This window comes from Phenylobacterium sp. (assembly GCF_013911965.1).
In the GTDB taxonomy this organism is placed as follows: domain Bacteria; phylum Pseudomonadota; class Alphaproteobacteria; order Caulobacterales; family Caulobacteraceae; genus Phenylobacterium.
The window spans coordinates 48,185-63,581 of record NZ_JACESE010000001.1 but is presented as its reverse complement, the minus strand read 5'-3'; the positions used below and the strand labels follow the sequence as shown (position 1 = coordinate 63,581).

Below are 15,397 nucleotides of genomic sequence, written 5' to 3'. Positions count from 1 at the left end.
GCGCGCGCAGGCTCCGGCGCCAGCGGGGCTGCTGACACCGTGGCGCCAGCAGCCCGCCGTTCACGGGTCTAGAAGCGCCAGGCGGCGCGCAGGCTCACATCGACCAGATCCGCCTCGTCCCGTCCCAGATCGGCCTCGGCCGCCAGGGTGAGGGCGAGCGGGCCGTCCTCATAGGCCACGGCCAGGCCGGCCTCGCGCCAGTCCTCGTCCCGGTCGGGGAAGCCGGCCGATACGCGCGCGGCGCCGTTGGCGGCGAAGGCGATCGCGGCGTCCGGCGCCTCGGCGAACTCGTGGGCCAGGGCCAGGCGGCCCCGCACGCTGAGCTTGCCCGAGGCGACCGGCAGACGCCCCTCCAAGCCCACGCCGATCCGGCCCTGGACGCTGTCGGCCTCGAAGCCGTCGACGCGCAGGGCGGCCGGGCCGCCGGTCTCGGTGAAGCCGTCGACCTCGAACCGGGCGGCGCGCAGGGAGGCCTGCGGCACGAGCTTCAGGCCGGAATCGAGGGGCAGGTCCCAGGTCCCCGCGATCGTGGCCGTATAGAGGTCGGCCTCGGTGTCGCCGGCCGCGGCGTAGGCGAGGCCGCCGGCCGTGAAGGCGCGGCGGAACTCCAGGTCCTGACGGCCGAGGCCGACCGAGGCTTCCAGCGTCCAGGGCCGTGCGGCGCCTTCCAGCCGGCCGAAGGCGATCGCCTGCCAGAGCTTGCTCTCGCCCTCCGCCTGGGGCGTGGGCAGGTCGAGATCGCCGCGAGCGTAGGCGAGCGCCCCGCCGACGGTGGCCGAACCGAGCCGGGCCTCGCCGCCGCCGACCAGCCATTCGGACTCGATCTGCGTCTTGGCGTTGAAGGCTTGCGAAAGTCCATCGCCGCGGCCCTGGCCATAGGCGATGAAGGCGCCGGCGTTCTTCACCCCCAGCGGGGCGCGGTCGGCGACGGCGCGGGCGACGGACTCCGTCTGCAGGCGGCCGAGCACCTCGGCGTTCTGCAGGCCGAGCGGGGCCAGACTGCGCAGGCCGGCGCTCAGCTCTTCGCCCTCCAGGAAGTCGAGGCCGTCGTAGAGGCCGGCCAGGGGCCCGTCGGCGGGGCCGCGGGCGGCGTCCAGCAGCCGGGCGTAGGGGGCCTGGCTGGCGTCGGACATGTCGGCGATGTCGGCGTAGAGACCGGCCTCGATCAGCACATCGATGGCGTTCGCGCCATAGACCAGCTCCCCGCGCAGAACGCCGGGAAGGTCGGCGACGCCATCGAAGTCGTTCAGGAAGCCGCCCTCGGCGCTGACGATGGTGAAGCGGTCGCCGGCGCGGGGGCGGTCGGCCGCCAGCGGGTTCAGCACCAGGAGGCCGCCCAGGATCAGACCGCCGGTGGAGGGCTGGGCCGCTTCAGGATCGGCGATCACCGCCAAACGGTCTGCGCCGCTGCGCGCCACGTCGATCTGCAGGACGTTCTCGGCCGCCAGCAGGGCGTCGGTCTGCAGGGTCAGCGTGCCGAGTTCGCCGAAGTCTCCAGGGCCGACGCCCATGGCCGACTGGAAGCTGTAGGCCCGCACGCGGCCCGAGCCGGTCAGCAGACCGGCCGCGCCGGTGAAGGTCGGGGTCTGCAGCAGGCCGTCCACGTCGATCCAGCCGCCGTAGGTCTCCGTGCCAATCGCCAGGGCCAGGCCGGCCTCGCGGGCGATGTCGAGGCGGGCGGCGCCGGCGACGGTCAAGGCGTCGATCTCGGCGAACCCGGCAAGCCGCGTCGTTCCGGCCTCCGACAGGGTGACGTCATAGAAGCGGACGGCGCCATCCGGGCCGTAGAAGCCGTTGTTCGGGACGAAGCCGCTGGAGCCCGGGCCGCTCACCGGGAAGCGCGGCGTGTCGCTCTCGGGATTGTTGGCGTCGGCCATGTTCAGGCAGCCGGCGCCTTCGATGCAGATCTCGCCGAAGTTCTCGCCCACGCCGTTTGCCCCAAGGGCCGGCGTGTCGGGCAGCCCGTTCACCACGCCCGCGCCGGTCAGCACCTGGTAGGCGGGATCGAGGCGCTCCGCCCAGTGGTCCGGGTCGAACCAGTCGCCGTCCCCGCCCTTGGCGCCGACATAGCGGTAGAAGTTGTTGTCGACGATCCAGTCCCAATAGAGGGAAAGCGGCTGGTAGAAGGCGAACTGGCCGTAGCCCGCCTCCGGCGCATCGACCGGATAGTAGAAGCCGCCCGACACGACGCCGGCCAGCAGGTTGTCGCCCAGGCTCGGGACGATCAGCGGCCCGCCGGAGTCGCCCGGGGCGGCGCTGCCCTCGCGCTCCGTCGCGTCCCCGCCGAGGTTGGCGTAGGGCAGGCCGTCGGCGCCGATGCGGACCCCGGACGGGGGGTCGAAATCGTAGATGTACACGTCGGCGGTGAAGGTCGGCGACACGTTGGGAGGCGCCTCGCCGCTCAGCAGATAGATGGCCTGAGCGATATCGGAGGGAGACGCCAGGACGTCGATCCGGTTGGTCACCGTGCGGCGCAGCAGCCCGTCGGCGTTCACCGCCCCGTCAGTCCCCGAGCCTGTGTTGCCGTAGCCCGTGAACACCACGTCGGTCGGGCCGGGAAGGGGGGAGAACAGCAGCTTCCACTTCGGCACGTCGATCGCCGGCGCGCCCAGCGCCGCCAGCGCCACGTCGGCCTGCTGATAGCCGGCCGGATCGTCGGCGAGCGCCAGCGAGCGGGGGTCGAAGGTGATATCGACCACATTGTAGGTCGACAGGCCGGGCTGGTTCTCGCCCCCGGACCTGTGCCACGCCTGCACGCCGGGGAGCGCATCGGCGAGGAAGCTGACGGCCGCCCGCGCCCCTGCGCCCCACTCGGCGTCGGGGACCTGGTTGACGCAGTGCGAGGCGAGAATCGCCGTCCGCGGGTTGATCAGCGTCGTCGTGCAGATGCTCGTCGCGCCGCCAATATCGAAGAAGGTGACGCCCACCCCGGTGACGCCGGAGTCGAGCACCTGTGTCTCATCGACCGTGCCGTCGGGGTTCACCCCCAGCAGATCGTCGTTGGGAACGATGCCCCAGGCCGGACCGGCCAACAGGCCTGAAAGGCCAAACGCGCTCGCCATGAGCGCGGAACGCAGACGCCGCACTTCTACAACTCCCCCTCAACCTGCGGCCTATGGGCGCAAGCGGGGATTGCATGTCAAGGCGTGACCCGACGCAAAGGTCGAGCTTAGAAAAGGCCCCCGCCGCTGACGGCGACCGCACAGGCCGCCGCCAGAACGCCGAGAGCCAGGATAAGGTGGCGCACCGTCTTCTCCCGATTGGCCAACGATGGCCGCGGGATAAGGGGCGCGCCGCCTCCTCGCATGACGCAGATGGACTAGGCGCGGCGCCTACTTGTCCACTGACTTGCTGACCGCCGTACCCGCCACGCCGCCGACGGCTGCGCCCACCGGACCGCCGACCACGGCGCCGGCCGCGGCGCCCGTCGCCGCGCGCTGCTCCACATTGTGGCCACAAGCGGCCAGTAGGAGGCCCGCCGAGACGACGCAGACGCTAAGGACCTTACGCATGTTGCTGTCTCCTGATTTACCCTGGGCTCAACGGCGGCCAACGGCCAAGGTTCCCGGGGCGGCGTGTCCGGATCGTCCGGCGCGCCGGTGCGACGCAGAGTCGGCTTGCGAATCCTTCACGAAGCCGTCATAAGCCTCGCCACTTTGTCGTAGCCCCGTCCTTTTGAGTGCCTGGACGGGCTTCGTTTCGAGGGTGTTTCCCGCATGAGGCGGGCGCCTTCAGAGCGATGATGTCGGGGGGCTGTCGCCCTCGCCGCACGGGACAGGACGTTTTGCGAAATGAGAAAAGAGCGGGCGCCGACTGGCGTGCGCTGACCGGAGCCGCCGTACTCGGCTCGGCGGTCGGACTGGCGCTTGGCGGCGCCTATATGGCGGGGGGCATGGCCCGGGCCGCCACCGACCACAGCCGGGCTGAACGCCTCGCCGCAGCGGCTGCTGACGGCTACTCCGAGCAGGCCCTTCAAGACGCCGCCGCCAGCATGGACCCTGGAGTCCTGCGCATCGCGCGCCGGCACGATCCCTTCACCATCGCGGGCGCCGCCGAGCGCGACCGCCAGAACGCCATCCTTGTCGCGCGCCTCGAACGGCACGGCGACGGGCGTGGGCAGGCGCCGTTGCTGCGCGCCAGCCTGAATGCAACGCCGGCGCCCGCCGCGCCGTTCCGCCTCGGCGGCGCGCTGGAAAGCTCCCGCGAGCTCGAATGCCTCACGCAGGCCGTCTATTATGAAGCCCGCGGCGAGACTCCCTCGGGGCAGGCCGCCGTGGCTCAGGTGGTGCTCAACCGCGTCCGCCATCCGGCCTTCCCCAAGACGGTCTGCGGGGTGGTCTTCCAGGGCGCGGCCCGCAAGACCGGCTGCCAGTTCAGCTTCGCCTGCAATGGCGTGATGCGCCGTCGGGTGGAGCCGGCCGCCTGGCGCCGCGCCGAACGGGTGGCCGCGCGCGCCCTCGGCGGCGAGGTGATGGCCGATGTCGGCCGGGCCACTCACTTCCACACCACCGCGGTCGCGCCCTATTGGGGAGCGCGCATGACCCGCGTGACGCAGGTCGGCCAGCACGTCTTCTATCGCTTCAACCGCAACCCGGCGCCCATGCGCATGCTGGCCCGCGCCGAAGAGGTCTCGCCCGAGCAGACCGAGGCCCCGGTCTTCGCCAGCGCCGAGGAGGTGATGGAGTCCGAGGCGGCCCCCGCCCTGGGGGGCGAGGTTCGCCTGACCTCGGCCGTGATCGAGCCGGGCTCCAAGGTCACGCTGGAGGCGATGGGCGGGCCGCTCGAGCCGGCGATGGAGCCGGCCTCGGCCCCCGCCGCGGCCAAGGCGCCCGCCAAGTCGCAAGAGGCGCCGGCGAAGTCGCCGACCGCGGCCAAGGCCGCCGGCGCAGCGGGCGGCGTCAAGGCCGCCGCGGCGAAGCCGGCGGCCCGCGACGAGAAGCCGGCGGACGCCAAGGCGCGTCCGGCGGACGGCGGAAAGGCGGCCTAGGTCGCGGCAGGCCTTGCCGAAGGGCCTGCGGCCTGCGGAGATCATCAGGGGCTGAGTCGCGCCTGCGACCCGGCCCCGGGTGATCGACCAGGAAACCGACATGTCCGAGCAGGCCCGCCGCGAACAGCTCGCCCGAAAGCTCCTCAACAGCGCCTATGCGGACCTGACGCCGGTCCAGCGCAGCGTCGTCGACCTGGTCGCCCGCGAGGCGCCCACCGGACGGGGCCCCCGCCTGCGCGACGAGGAGGCGAGTCTCGGCCAGCAGCTGGCCGACCGCGTCGCCGCCCTGGGCGGGTCCTGGGGCTTCATCGGGGGCTTCAGCCTTTGTCTCGCGGTCTGGGCGGGCTGGAATCTCGTGTTCCGGGGCTCGGAGCTGGCCTTCGACCCCTATCCCTTCATCTTCCTCAACCTGCTGCTCTCGACCCTGGCGGCCCTGCAGGCGCCGGTGATCATGATGAGCCAGAACCGCCAGAGCGAGCGGGACCGTCAGGCCGCCGAGCACGACTACGAGGTCAATCTGCGGGCCGAGCTGGAGATCATGCTGCTGCATGACAAGCTCGACTCCCTGCGCAGCCGCGAGGTCGTCGATCTCCTGAAGGCGCAGAACGAGACCCTCGAACTGCTGCGGGCCCGTCTCGGCTAGGGGCTCCCCGCCCGAGCCGCCCGCCGCAGGGCCTGGGGCGGCTGTCCGAAGGCCCGCACGAAGGCCCGCCGCATCCGCTCGGCCTCGCCGAAGCCGACGCGCATCGCCACCCGGTCGACCGGCTCGCCGGCCTCCACCTGTTCGCGCGCGGCCTCCACCCTCAGGTGCTCCACCGCCTTGGCCGGGGTCATGCCCACCTCGCGGGCGAAGGCGCGGGCGAAATTGCGCGGGCTCATGCCCGCCTGCCCGGCCAGTTGCTCCACGCTCAAAGGCTCGGTCAGGTTCTCGCGGATCCAGTGGGAGAGGGCCCCGAAGCGGCCCGACTGGCCGCCCATCTCGACCAGGGCCGAGAATTGCGACTGGCCGCCCGGCCGGCGGCGCGGCACGACCAGCTGCTGGGCCGTGGCCCGCGCGATCGCCTCGCCCAGGTCGTCGGCGACGAGGGCGAGGCTCAAGTCGATGCCCGCCGTGATCCCGGCCGAGGTCCAGACCGGGTCGTCACGCACGAAGATGCGGTCCGGCTCCAGCCGCACCTTCGGGAACCGGCGCTGGAAGTCGATGGTGCGGCTCCAGTGCGTCGTCGCCTGCCGGCCGTCCAGCAGGCCGGCGGCGGCCAGGATGTAGGCGCCGGAACAGACGCTGGCGGTGCGCCGCGCGCCGCGCGCCGTCCGCCGCGTCCAGTCCAGCAGGGCGGGCTCCAATATGGCCGGCCGCGTGCCGTCGCCGCCGGCCACCACCAGCGTATCCGGCGCCGCGTCGGGCAGGGGGTGGGCGTGCATGGCGGCGCCGCAGGAGCTGCGCACCAGCCCGGACTCGGCGGCCACGACGGAGATCTCGTAAGCGCCGGGGCTGTGACGGCCGGCGATCTCGAACGCCGAGAGCGGCCCGGCCGCATCCAGGAGCTGGAAGTCGGGGAAGATCAGGACGGCGATCTGGCGCGGCGACATGGCGGAATTGGTGGGACCTTTGTCATTTCGGCCAAGCCTAGACCGGTTCATCCTGCCCCTGTCAACCGACCGAGGAGGCCGCCATGTCCGACATCTGCCGCATCGTCTTCCCGCTCTATGAGGGCGTGACCCAGCTCGACTTCACCGCCCCGCATCAGTTCTTCAACCGCATGCCCGGCGCGCGCACCGTCGTCGCCTCCATGGGCGGACGCGACATCGAGGCCGACGGACTGGTCTTCGCCCGGCTCGCCGACCTCGCCGCCGTGGAGGCGTGCGACGTGCTCTGCGTTCCCGGCGGGTTCGGAACCACGGCCGCCATGCTCGACGAGGACTTCATGGCCCAGATCCGGCGCCTCGGCGGCTCAGCGCGCTATGTCACCTCGGTATGCACGGGCTCGCTGATCCTCGCCGCGGCCGGTCTCCTGCAAGGCAGGAAGGCCGCCTGCCACTGGGCCTGGCGCGACCTGCTGACCCTGTTCGGCGTGGAGGTCGACGAGGCCCGGGTCTCGCGCGACGGCAACGTCTTCACCGGCGGCGGAGTCACGGCCGGCCTCGACTTCGCCCTGGTGGTGGGGGCGGAGATCTTCGGCGAACAGGCCGCCCGTTCGGTTCAGCTCGGACTGGAATACGCGCCGTCGCCGCCGTTCGTGGGGGGGCGTCCGGAAGAGGCGCCGGCCGAGGTGCTCGCCCGGGTGCGCCAGATGATGGCCGCGGCCGTCGCCGACCGCCAGGCCGGGGCCGAGGAGGCCGCCCGCCGCCTGAAGGCCGCCCTGGCGACGGCCTGAAGCGCGAAAGGACGCGCCGGTCCTGGACCGGCGCGCCGTTCGTAAGGTCAGCGGTTCTGCTGATAACCCTGGTGGTGGGTGTTCTGGTTGATGTCGCCGTGCCGGCCCTGCTGCCGGAGATTGACGTCGTCGTTGCCCGGCTGGTCGGACTGCAGGTTGCCGGCGTCGTCGCGACGGTCGCGGCCCTCGCCGGCGATGTCGGGCCGGTCGTTGGGGCCGGCGCGCTGGTCCTTGGGGATCGGGGGCGGTTTCGACATGTGATGTCCTCCTTGCCAGGGACAACCCGTCCCGTCCGCCCCGGTTCCGAAGCTCACAGCCAGTCCAGCACCCCCATCTTGCAGAGCCAGACGAGGCCGTAGGTCACGCCCGCCCGCTCGGACGGCGGAACCTCCGAGACGATGTCGCCGAGCGCTCGCCAGGGCGTTTCGGCCAGACCTTCCACCAGCCTGCGCAAGGCGTCCGGCGGGGCGCGCCAGGCGTCGGCGAATCCGTCGAGCCGGACGGTCAGGGCCAGCGCGACCTCGTCGCCCGGCGATACGCCCTCGCGAAGGGCGAAGCGGGTCTCCGGCGACAGCACCTTGGTGGCGAAGCCCGCGAAGTCGCGGAAGGGATCGCCGCTGACGGGATTGAGCTTTGGGGCGCGCGACGCCGGCGCCGCCCGCTGCCGGATCGCCGCCAGCTCGTCGAACAGCTCCCGATAGCGCCGCATCACCTGCGGCCAGTCGAAGACCTCCCGCACCCGCTGCCGGCCGCCCTGGCCGAGCCGCCGCCGCATGTCCGGGGATGCGGCGAGGGCGGCGAGGCCGTCGGCCGCCTCGCGAACATTGATGGCCGTGTAGTACGCCACGTGGCCGGCATAGGCCTGATAGCTGTCGATGCGCAGCTGATGCCGGCGCAGCATGCCGGCGCTCGGACGCCCGGGAGCCGGAATCAGCGAAGAGGCGAGGAACGCCTGGCGTCCGTGCTGGAGGGTGAAACGATAGCCGTCCCAGTCGCTGGCGACGATCGGCAGGCCGGCGGCCATGGCCTCGACGGGCGCCAGGCCGAAGGTCTCCTGGATGTTGTCCACCAGCGAGAGGAAGATGTCGGCGGCGGCCCACATCTCGCCCAGCAGGACGCGGTCGTTGCCGTCGATCCAGTGCACCGGGGTGGTCGGCGCATAGCCTTTCGCCGCCTCCTCGAACAGCGGGCGGTGCTCCGGGTTGGGAAACCAGCCGGCCAGGGCGAAGTGCAGCGGACGGCCCACCTTCCGGCCCGCTTCCTCCACCGCACGAAACATGGGCTGAGGCGCGGCCTTCTCGAAGAAGGAGAGGCGGCCGACCCAGAGGACGAGCACATCGCCCTCGGACAGGCCGAGCCTGGCACGGGCGGCGGCGCGGACCTGCGGCCGGTCGGCCAGGGCGGTCATCTCCGCCAGATCGACCCCGAGCGGGATCATGGGCAGCATCGGGGCCGGGCGTTCGGGGCCGCCGAACTTCTGGCCCAGATAGTCCGTCCACTCGGCGAACATGGTCTGCATGGCGCCCTGCACCGCCGGCGAGGTGCAGACGATGGCGTCCCACGGCTCCACCGGAGCGACGCTGGCCAGGGCGATCTCCTGCCGGGTCAGCGGCGGGGCGAGCGTGTGGATCAGGCCCACAAGGCTGTAGTCGAGGTCCCGCCCTGCGCTGCGCCGCGCCCAGGCGAGCTCGGGCAGGTCGGCCTTGCCCCGGAAGAGGACGCCGGCCCGCGCCATGCGGCCCTGATCGAGCAGGGAGCCGTACTCCACCTCGGTCGCCAGAGCCTCGCCGGCCGAAAGCGCTTCGTGGGCGGCGGCCGGGTCGATGCGGAAGGGGGTCAGCAGGTGCAGCCGCTCGAAACCGCCATGCCGGGCGAAGGCGCGGAAGAGGGCCAGATTGGCCACGTCCCGGCCGAACGGGTTCTGGCCGAGCCCCACTCGAACGCCCAGGTGGTGGATCGCCAGTTCGCCGCGCATGTGTCCTCCGACGCCCGTGCGGCGCAGGCGGATATCAGATCGCGTCGAGCCCGATGTCCAGCGACATGACGGAGTGGGTCAGCGCGCCCACGCTGATCACGTCGACGCCCGTCTCGGCGATGGCGCGGACGGTCTCCAGGGTCACGCCGCCGGAGGCCTCCAGGACGGCGCGGCCCTTGGCCAGGCCGACGGCGGTTCGCAGATCGGCCAGAGAGAAGTTGTCCAGCATGACCACGTCGGGACCGTGCCGCAGCGCGTCCTCCAGCTGGTCGAGACCGTCGACCTCCACCTCCACCTTCATCAGGTGGCCCGCAAAGGCCTTGGCGCGTCGAACGGCTTCGGCCACGCCGCCGCAGGCGGCGATGTGGTTGTCCTTGATGAGGATGGCGTCGTCGAGGCCGAAGCGGTGGTTCACGCCGCCGCCGCAGCGCACGGCGTACTTCTCCAGGTGGCGCAGGCCCGGCGTGGTCTTGCGGGTGTCGACGATGCGCGCGCCCGTGCCCTCGACGGCGTCCACATAGGCCCGGGTCAGGGTGGCGACGCCGCTCATCCGGCCGAGCAGGTTCAGACCCGTCCGCTCGGCCGAGAGGACCGCGCGGGCGTTGCCTTCGGCGCGCGCCAGCACCGCGCCGGCGGCGATGCGCGCGCCGTCGCCGACCAGGGTTTCGAAGCGGGCTTCGGGGTCGAGCGTCTGCAGCGCGAGCCGCGCGCAGGCGAGGCCGGAGACGACGCCGGCCTTCCGCGCCGCGAAGGCGACCGACAGGCGGGCGTCGGCCTCCACGCAGGCGAGAGCGGTGACGTCGCCCGCGCGGCCGAGATCCTCGGCCAGGGCGGCGCGGACGACGGGCTCGATGAGCAGGTCAGGGAGGGGTTCGGTCATTCGGCGGCGATGCAGGCAGGCGAGGCGGGCAGGGCGTCGAGGGTCACCAGCGTCCGGCGCGGTTCGGCCGGCGTCTCGGGCGCATCGGCGCGGAAGTGGGCCCCCAGGCTCTCGCGGCGGTCCAGGGCGCAGGCGGCGGTCAGCCGGGCGGCGACCAGTTCCGGCGTCCGGCCATGCGCGGCCTCCAGCGCGTCCAGCTGAGCGAGCAGGCGCGACAGGCCCGTGGCGTCCCGCACGACGCCGGCCTCGGCGCTCATGGCGCGGCGCAGCTCCGTCACCGCGCCCTCCGGCAGGACCGGCGCGGCCGCCGTGCGGGTGATGCGGGCGCTCGCGGCCTCAGCCTCGCGCGCGGCGGCCCCGGCGCGCGCGCCGAAGACGGCCGCTTCCAGCAGGGAGTTCGAGGCCAGGCGGTTGGCGCCGTGGACGCCGGTCGAGGCGCACTCGCCGGCGGCGAAGAGGCCCGGAAGGCTGGTCGCGCCCCTCTCGTCCGTGACCATCCCGCCCATGTGGTAGTGGCACGCCGGCGCCACCGGGATCGGCTGGACGCGGGGATCGACGCCGCCGGACAGGCAGGCGGCGAACACGGCGGGAAAGGCGTCGGGGAAGTGGTCGCCCACGGCGGCGCGGGCGTCCAGGAAGGCGCCGCGGCCGGCCGCCAGTTCGGCGTGGATGGCGCGGGCCACCACGTCGCGGGGCGCCAGCTCGGCGTCGGGATGGTAGGCGGCCATGAAGGCCTCGCCGTTCCCGTTCACCAGGCGCGCCCCTTCGCCGCGCAGCGCCTCGGTGGCGAGCGGCGCGGGGTCGCGGCCGATGTCGATCGCCGTCGGATGGAACTGGACGAACTCCGGGTCGCCGATCAGCGCGCCGGCGAGCGCCGCCAGGCCCAGGCCCTCGCCCCGCAGCTCCGGCGGAGTGGTCGTCACGGCGTAGAGGCCGCCGATGCCGCCGGTGGCCAGCACCACGGCCGGCGCGGTGATCTCATGCAGTTGGCCGCCGTGCTCGACGACGACGCCCCGCACGCGGCCCGTCTCGTCCTGCAGCAGCCCGCGCAGGCGCATGCCGTCCCGCACCTCGATGTGCCGCTGGGCGAGGGCCGCGGCGCTCACCGCGGCCATGATGGCGCGGCCGGCCTGGTCGCCCTTGACCCGCGCGACGCGCGCGCGGCTGTGCGCCGCTTCCAGGCTCAGCGAGAAGTCGCCGGCCGCATCGCGGTCGAACGGCGCGCCCAGCTCCGCCAGGCGGCGCACCGCCGCCGCGCCTTCGCGGGCCAGCAAGGCGGCGCGCTCGGGATCGACGAGGCCGGCGCCGGCGGCCACCGTATCGGCGGCGTGCAGGGCGGGATCGTCCTGCGCCGACAGGGCGGCGGCCATGCCGCCCTGGGCCCAGGCCGAGGAGCAGCCGTGGTTGAGCGGCGCGCCGGTCAGGACCAGCGCCTTGCGCGGCGCGGCCGACAGCGCCGCCGACAGCCCCGCCAGACCCGCGCCGACGACCAGGACGCCGTCGTGCTGGGTGCGATGGGCCATCAGATCAGCTCCACGTCCACATGGTGGCGGGCCTTGACCAGGTCGTAGCGGGCGGGCTCGGCCGGCGGCGGCAGGTCGATCATCCGCTGCACGGCCAGGCGGGCGCGCTCGGCGATCTGCGGATCGACGGTGACCTCGTGCTGCTCCTTGACCAGGGCCTCATAGATGTTCTGCAGGCTGATCCGCTTCATGTGCGGGCACAGGTTGCAGGGCCGCACGAACTCGGTGTCCACGGCGTCCACGGCGACGTTGTCGGCCATGGAGCATTCGGTGATCAGCACCACCTGCTTGGGCTTCTTCGTCAGCACGTAGTCGTTCATCGCCGCGGTCGAGCCGGCGAAGTCGGAGACCTCCAGCACCTCGGCCGGGCACTCGGGGTGGGCCAGGACCTGGGCGCCGGGATAGGCCGCCTTCAGGTCCAGGATGTCCTGGGCGTCGAAGCGCTCGTGCACCTCGCAGCGGCCCTTCCAGGCGATGATCTTGACGTCGGTCTGGCGGGCCACGTTTCGGGCCAGGAACTCGTCGGGGATCAGGATGACGCTGTCGACGCCCCACTCGCGCGCCACGTGCTCCACCACCTGCACGGCGTTGGCGCTGGTGCAGCAGACGTCGGTCTCGGCCTTCACGTCGGCGGTGGTGTTCACATAGGTGACGACCGGCAGGCCCGGATAGCGGGCCTTGATCAGCCGGACGTCCTCGCCGGTGATCGAGGAGGCGAGGCTGCAGCCGGCCCGCAGGTCCGGAATCAGCACGCGCTTCTCAGGCGACAGGATCTTCGAGGTCTCGGCCATGAAGTGGACGCCGGCCTGGACGATGATGGCCGCGTCCGACTTGGCCGCTTCCTTGGCCAGGCCCAGGCTGTCGCCCACATAGTCGCCCACGCCGTGGAAGATTTCCGGCGTCATGTAGTTGTGCGCCAGGATGACGGCGTTCTTCTCCCGCTTGAGGCGGTTGATCTCGGCGATCAGCGGCGCCTGCAGGCGCCACTCCATGGGCGTGACGTGCTTCTTCACCTTCTCCCAGAGGGGAAGGGTCAGGGCTTCCACCTCGGGGGTGAAGTCCAGCGGGGCGAAACCGTCGGCGGCCATGGCGTCCTCCTTATGCTCAAAGTGAGCATTTCACCGGCCCAAAGAAAGGCGCCTCGGGGCAGTCGTCTTAGCGAGGCGCCGCTAATATGCTCAGAAAGAGCATAACTCGTTCGTCACACATATAGACCCTTGCCGGTGAGATGCAAGCGGCAAGCTTCAGGTTGGCGACGCGGAGGCCGAGACGAGCGCCGCCTCGATGGCCTGGGCGAGATCGCCGGCCGAATAGGGCTTGCGAAGCAGGGGCCAGGGCAGCTCGTCGCGGGTCTCCAGCACCTCGCCGGCATATCCGGAGCACAGGACCACCGGCAGGCCCGGACGCGCTTCGATCGCCGCCCGCGCGACGTCGGCGCCGGTGCCCCCGCCGGGCATGACCAGATCGGTGAGCAGGAGGTCGAGTTCGGCGTCGGACCGCAGAAGCTCGACGGCCGGCTGGAAGCCCGAGACATGGCGGACGGCGTGACCGAGGTCGAGCAGCATGTCCCGGGCCAGCTCGGCGACGTCGGCGTCGTCCTCCACCAGCAGAATCTTGAGCGCCCGTCCGGGCGCTTGCGGCGGCTCCGAGCCTCGCTGATGTCCGGCCAGGAGCCCCGGAACGGACGCGTCCTCGGTGAGAGGCAGGTAGAGGCGGACCGTCGTTCCCAGGCCAGGCGCGCTTTCGACCGCGACCGATCCGCCGCTTTGCCGGGCGAAGCCGTAGACCTGCGACAGGCCAAGCCCGGTGCCCTTGCCCACCTCCTTGGTGGTGAAGAAGGGTTCGAAGATCCGCGCGGCCACCGCCTCGTCCATTCCGACGCCCGTGTCGTGGACGCTGATGCAGACATAGCCGCCGGCCGGGGCGCCTTCGACCTCGCCCTCCCGCAGGCTGACGGCCGTGGTTTCCACGCGGATCACGCCGCCCTGGGTGACCGCGTCGCGGGCGTTGACCGCCAGGTTCATCAGGGCGGCGTCGAACTGGCTGGAGTCCAGACGCGCCACCGCGCCTTCCGCGCCCAGGGAGAAGACGAGGCTGACGGCTTCGCCGACCGCGCGCTGGAGGAGGGGTTCGGCTTCCCGCACCAGGTCGTCGACGTGGGCGGCCTCCGGCTTCAGGGGCTGGCGACGGGCGAAGGCGAGCAGCTGCTGGGTCAGGCGCTCGCCCCGGCGGGCGGCGGCGAGCGCCGCCTCGATCATCCGTTCGCGCCGCTGAACGTCGTCGGGCCGGCGCTGGACGAGGTCCAGGGCGCCGATCACCACGGTGAGCAGGTTGTTGAAGTCATGGGCCACGCCGCCGGTCAGCTGTCCCACCGCCTCGAGCCGCTGCGCCCGGCGCAGGGCCACCTCGGCGCGATCGCGATCGGCGAGCGCCGCCTCCACCCGCTCGGCCATCAGGTCGTTGATGTGCTCGAGATCGGCCTGGACCTGCTTGGCCTCGGTGACGTCATAGCCGGCGCCGACGAAGCCGCGGAACTGACCCTCGGGGCCGATGCGCGGCCGGGAGATGGACCGCACCCACCGCCATTCCCCATCGGCCCGGCGGTAGCGCGCCTCCAGGACGAAGGGCTGGCGGGAGGCCTCGCCCGTCACCTGGTCCTCCAGGATGCGGTCGTGGTCCTCGGGATGCAGGCGCTGGCGCCAGTCGAAGGAGAGGGCGGCCTCGTAGCCGGCGCCGAGGAAGTCGACATAGGTCTGGTTCACGAACTCGCGGCGGCCGTCGGGGTGGGAGACCCACATCAGGATGGGCACGCTGTCGGCCAGCGTGCGGAAGCGCAGTTCGCTCTCGCGCAGTTCGGCCTCCGCGCGCCGCCGCTCGGTGACGTCGATGTTGACGCCGATGGCCCGGCGGGCGCCGCTCTGCTCCTCCAGGACCTCGCCGCGCGACAGCAGCCATCGCACCGAGCCGTCCGACCGCACCACGCGGTACTCCACCGGCTCGAAGGCCCCGTCGCGAGCCTGCCGGCCCATGTCCCTCATGCGCTCCTGGTCGTCGGGATGGATCATGCGCATCATCGCCTCGACGCCCGGCGGCTCGGCCGGATCGAGGCCGAGATTGCGATGGACGGCGCTGGACCAGTGGGTCTCGCCGGTCTCCAGGTTCCAGTCCCAGACGCCGACGCCGCCGGCCTCCTGGGCCAGCTTCAGCCGCGCCTCGGCCTCGTCGAGGGCCCGGCGGATCTCCGCTTCGTGCCGCCGGGTCTCCTCCAGGCGGACCAGAGCCGCCCTGAGTTCGCCGGAGAACCAGACGGTGATCACGCCCGATATCAGGTACATCACCTGCAGGGGCAGCATCGGGCCGGAGCGGGCGAAGGCGCTCGGCCACAACACCCCCAGCACCATGGCCGCAGCCAGGGTCGCCCAGCCCCAGCGGCGTCCGGCATAGAGGGTGGCGGCGATGAAGGCGGGCACATAGGTGATCGACATGCCGAGCCCCGCGTCCAGCCCGACGAAGGCGACGCGGACCAGCACGCCCAGGGCCAGGCTGGCCGCACAGAAGGCCAGGGCCCATGCGAAGCCCGGCGGCTCGCCGCGGATGAGGGACAGCAGTCGGTCCTCCGTTCGCGTCATCGGGGAAGCCCTTGTGTTCCGTCCGCTT

12 protein-coding genes are annotated in these 15,397 nt (G+C 72.3%); 3 read left to right on the top strand and 9 right to left on the bottom strand.

Features of this window, described 5'->3' with window-relative positions; all coding sequences use genetic code 11:
• Positions 1 to 68: 68 nt before the first annotated feature.
• Both H2041_RS00330 and H2041_RS00325 read right to left on the bottom strand, forming a co-directional pair.
• The gene (locus H2041_RS00330) at positions 69 to 3,086 is read right to left on the bottom strand and encodes an autotransporter domain-containing protein (protein WP_293408232.1); all 3,018 of its coding nucleotides are present in this window, start codon (positions 3,084 to 3,086) and stop codon (positions 69 to 71) included.
• Positions 3,087 to 3,332: 246 nt separating this feature from the next.
• Positions 3,333 to 3,512 carry a hypothetical protein gene (locus tag H2041_RS00325; RefSeq protein ID WP_293408230.1) on the bottom strand — a complete coding sequence of 60 codons (180 nt, stop codon included), beginning with the start codon at positions 3,510 to 3,512 and terminating at the stop codon, positions 3,333 to 3,335.
• 380 nt (positions 3,513 to 3,892) lie between these two features.
• Here H2041_RS00325 and H2041_RS00320 point away from each other — a divergent pair, with 380 nt between their 5' ends.
• Together H2041_RS00320 and H2041_RS00315 are read left to right on the top strand one after the other, a co-directional pair.
• A complete protein-coding gene (locus H2041_RS00320; RefSeq protein WP_293408228.1) occupies positions 3,893 to 4,987 on the top strand; it encodes a cell wall hydrolase in 1,095 nt (364 codons plus the stop codon).
• Between the two features lie 100 nt (positions 4,988 to 5,087).
• Positions 5,088 to 5,630, top strand: a complete 543-nt coding sequence (locus H2041_RS00315) for a DUF1003 domain-containing protein (protein WP_293408226.1) — start codon at positions 5,088 to 5,090, stop codon at positions 5,628 to 5,630.
• Here the strand turns inward: H2041_RS00315 and H2041_RS00310 are convergent.
• A complete protein-coding gene (locus H2041_RS00310) occupies positions 5,627 to 6,577 on the bottom strand; it encodes a GlxA family transcriptional regulator (RefSeq protein ID WP_293408224.1) in 951 nt (316 codons plus the stop codon). The two genes, H2041_RS00315 and H2041_RS00310, sit on opposite strands and share 4 nt — an antisense overlap.
• A gap of 83 nt (positions 6,578 to 6,660) precedes the next feature.
• Here H2041_RS00310 and H2041_RS00305 point away from each other — a divergent pair, with 83 nt between their 5' ends.
• Complete coding sequence (locus tag H2041_RS00305; RefSeq protein WP_293408222.1) at positions 6,661 to 7,362, top strand: DJ-1/PfpI family protein; 702 nt, start codon at positions 6,661 to 6,663, stop codon at positions 7,360 to 7,362.
• Between the two features lie 47 nt (positions 7,363 to 7,409).
• Here the strand turns inward: H2041_RS00305 and H2041_RS00300 are convergent, their stop codons facing one another.
• The 6 genes from H2041_RS00300 to H2041_RS00275 all read right to left on the bottom strand — a co-directional run bounded on the left by H2041_RS00300 (position 7,410) and on the right by H2041_RS00275 (position 15,369).
• Positions 7,410 to 7,619: a hypothetical protein gene (locus tag H2041_RS00300; protein ID WP_293408220.1), complete on the bottom strand. Its 210-nt coding sequence runs from the start codon at positions 7,617 to 7,619 to the stop codon at positions 7,410 to 7,412.
• Positions 7,620 to 7,672: 53 nt separating this feature from the next.
• Positions 7,673 to 9,337, bottom strand: a complete 1,665-nt coding sequence (locus H2041_RS00295) for a glycosyltransferase family 4 protein (RefSeq protein ID WP_293408218.1) — start codon at positions 9,335 to 9,337, stop codon at positions 7,673 to 7,675.
• 34 nt (positions 9,338 to 9,371) lie between these two features.
• Positions 9,372 to 10,217, bottom strand: coding sequence for a carboxylating nicotinate-nucleotide diphosphorylase (nadC, locus tag H2041_RS00290; RefSeq protein ID WP_293408216.1), 846 nt, complete (start codon positions 10,215 to 10,217; stop codon positions 9,372 to 9,374).
• Complete coding sequence (locus tag H2041_RS00285; protein ID WP_293408214.1) at positions 10,214 to 11,740, bottom strand: L-aspartate oxidase; 1,527 nt, start codon at positions 11,738 to 11,740, stop codon at positions 10,214 to 10,216. Before H2041_RS00285 ends, nadC begins: the two co-directional genes overlap by 4 nt.
• Complete coding sequence (gene nadA / locus H2041_RS00280) at positions 11,740 to 12,828, bottom strand: quinolinate synthase NadA (protein ID WP_293408210.1); 1,089 nt, start codon at positions 12,826 to 12,828, stop codon at positions 11,740 to 11,742. The genes H2041_RS00285 and nadA overlap by 1 nt, the downstream gene beginning before the upstream one ends.
• A 156-nt stretch (positions 12,829 to 12,984) precedes the next feature.
• Positions 12,985 to 15,369, bottom strand: a complete 2,385-nt coding sequence (locus H2041_RS00275) for a PAS domain S-box protein (protein ID WP_293408207.1) — start codon at positions 15,367 to 15,369, stop codon at positions 12,985 to 12,987.
• Between the last annotated feature and the right edge of the window lie 28 nt (positions 15,370 to 15,397).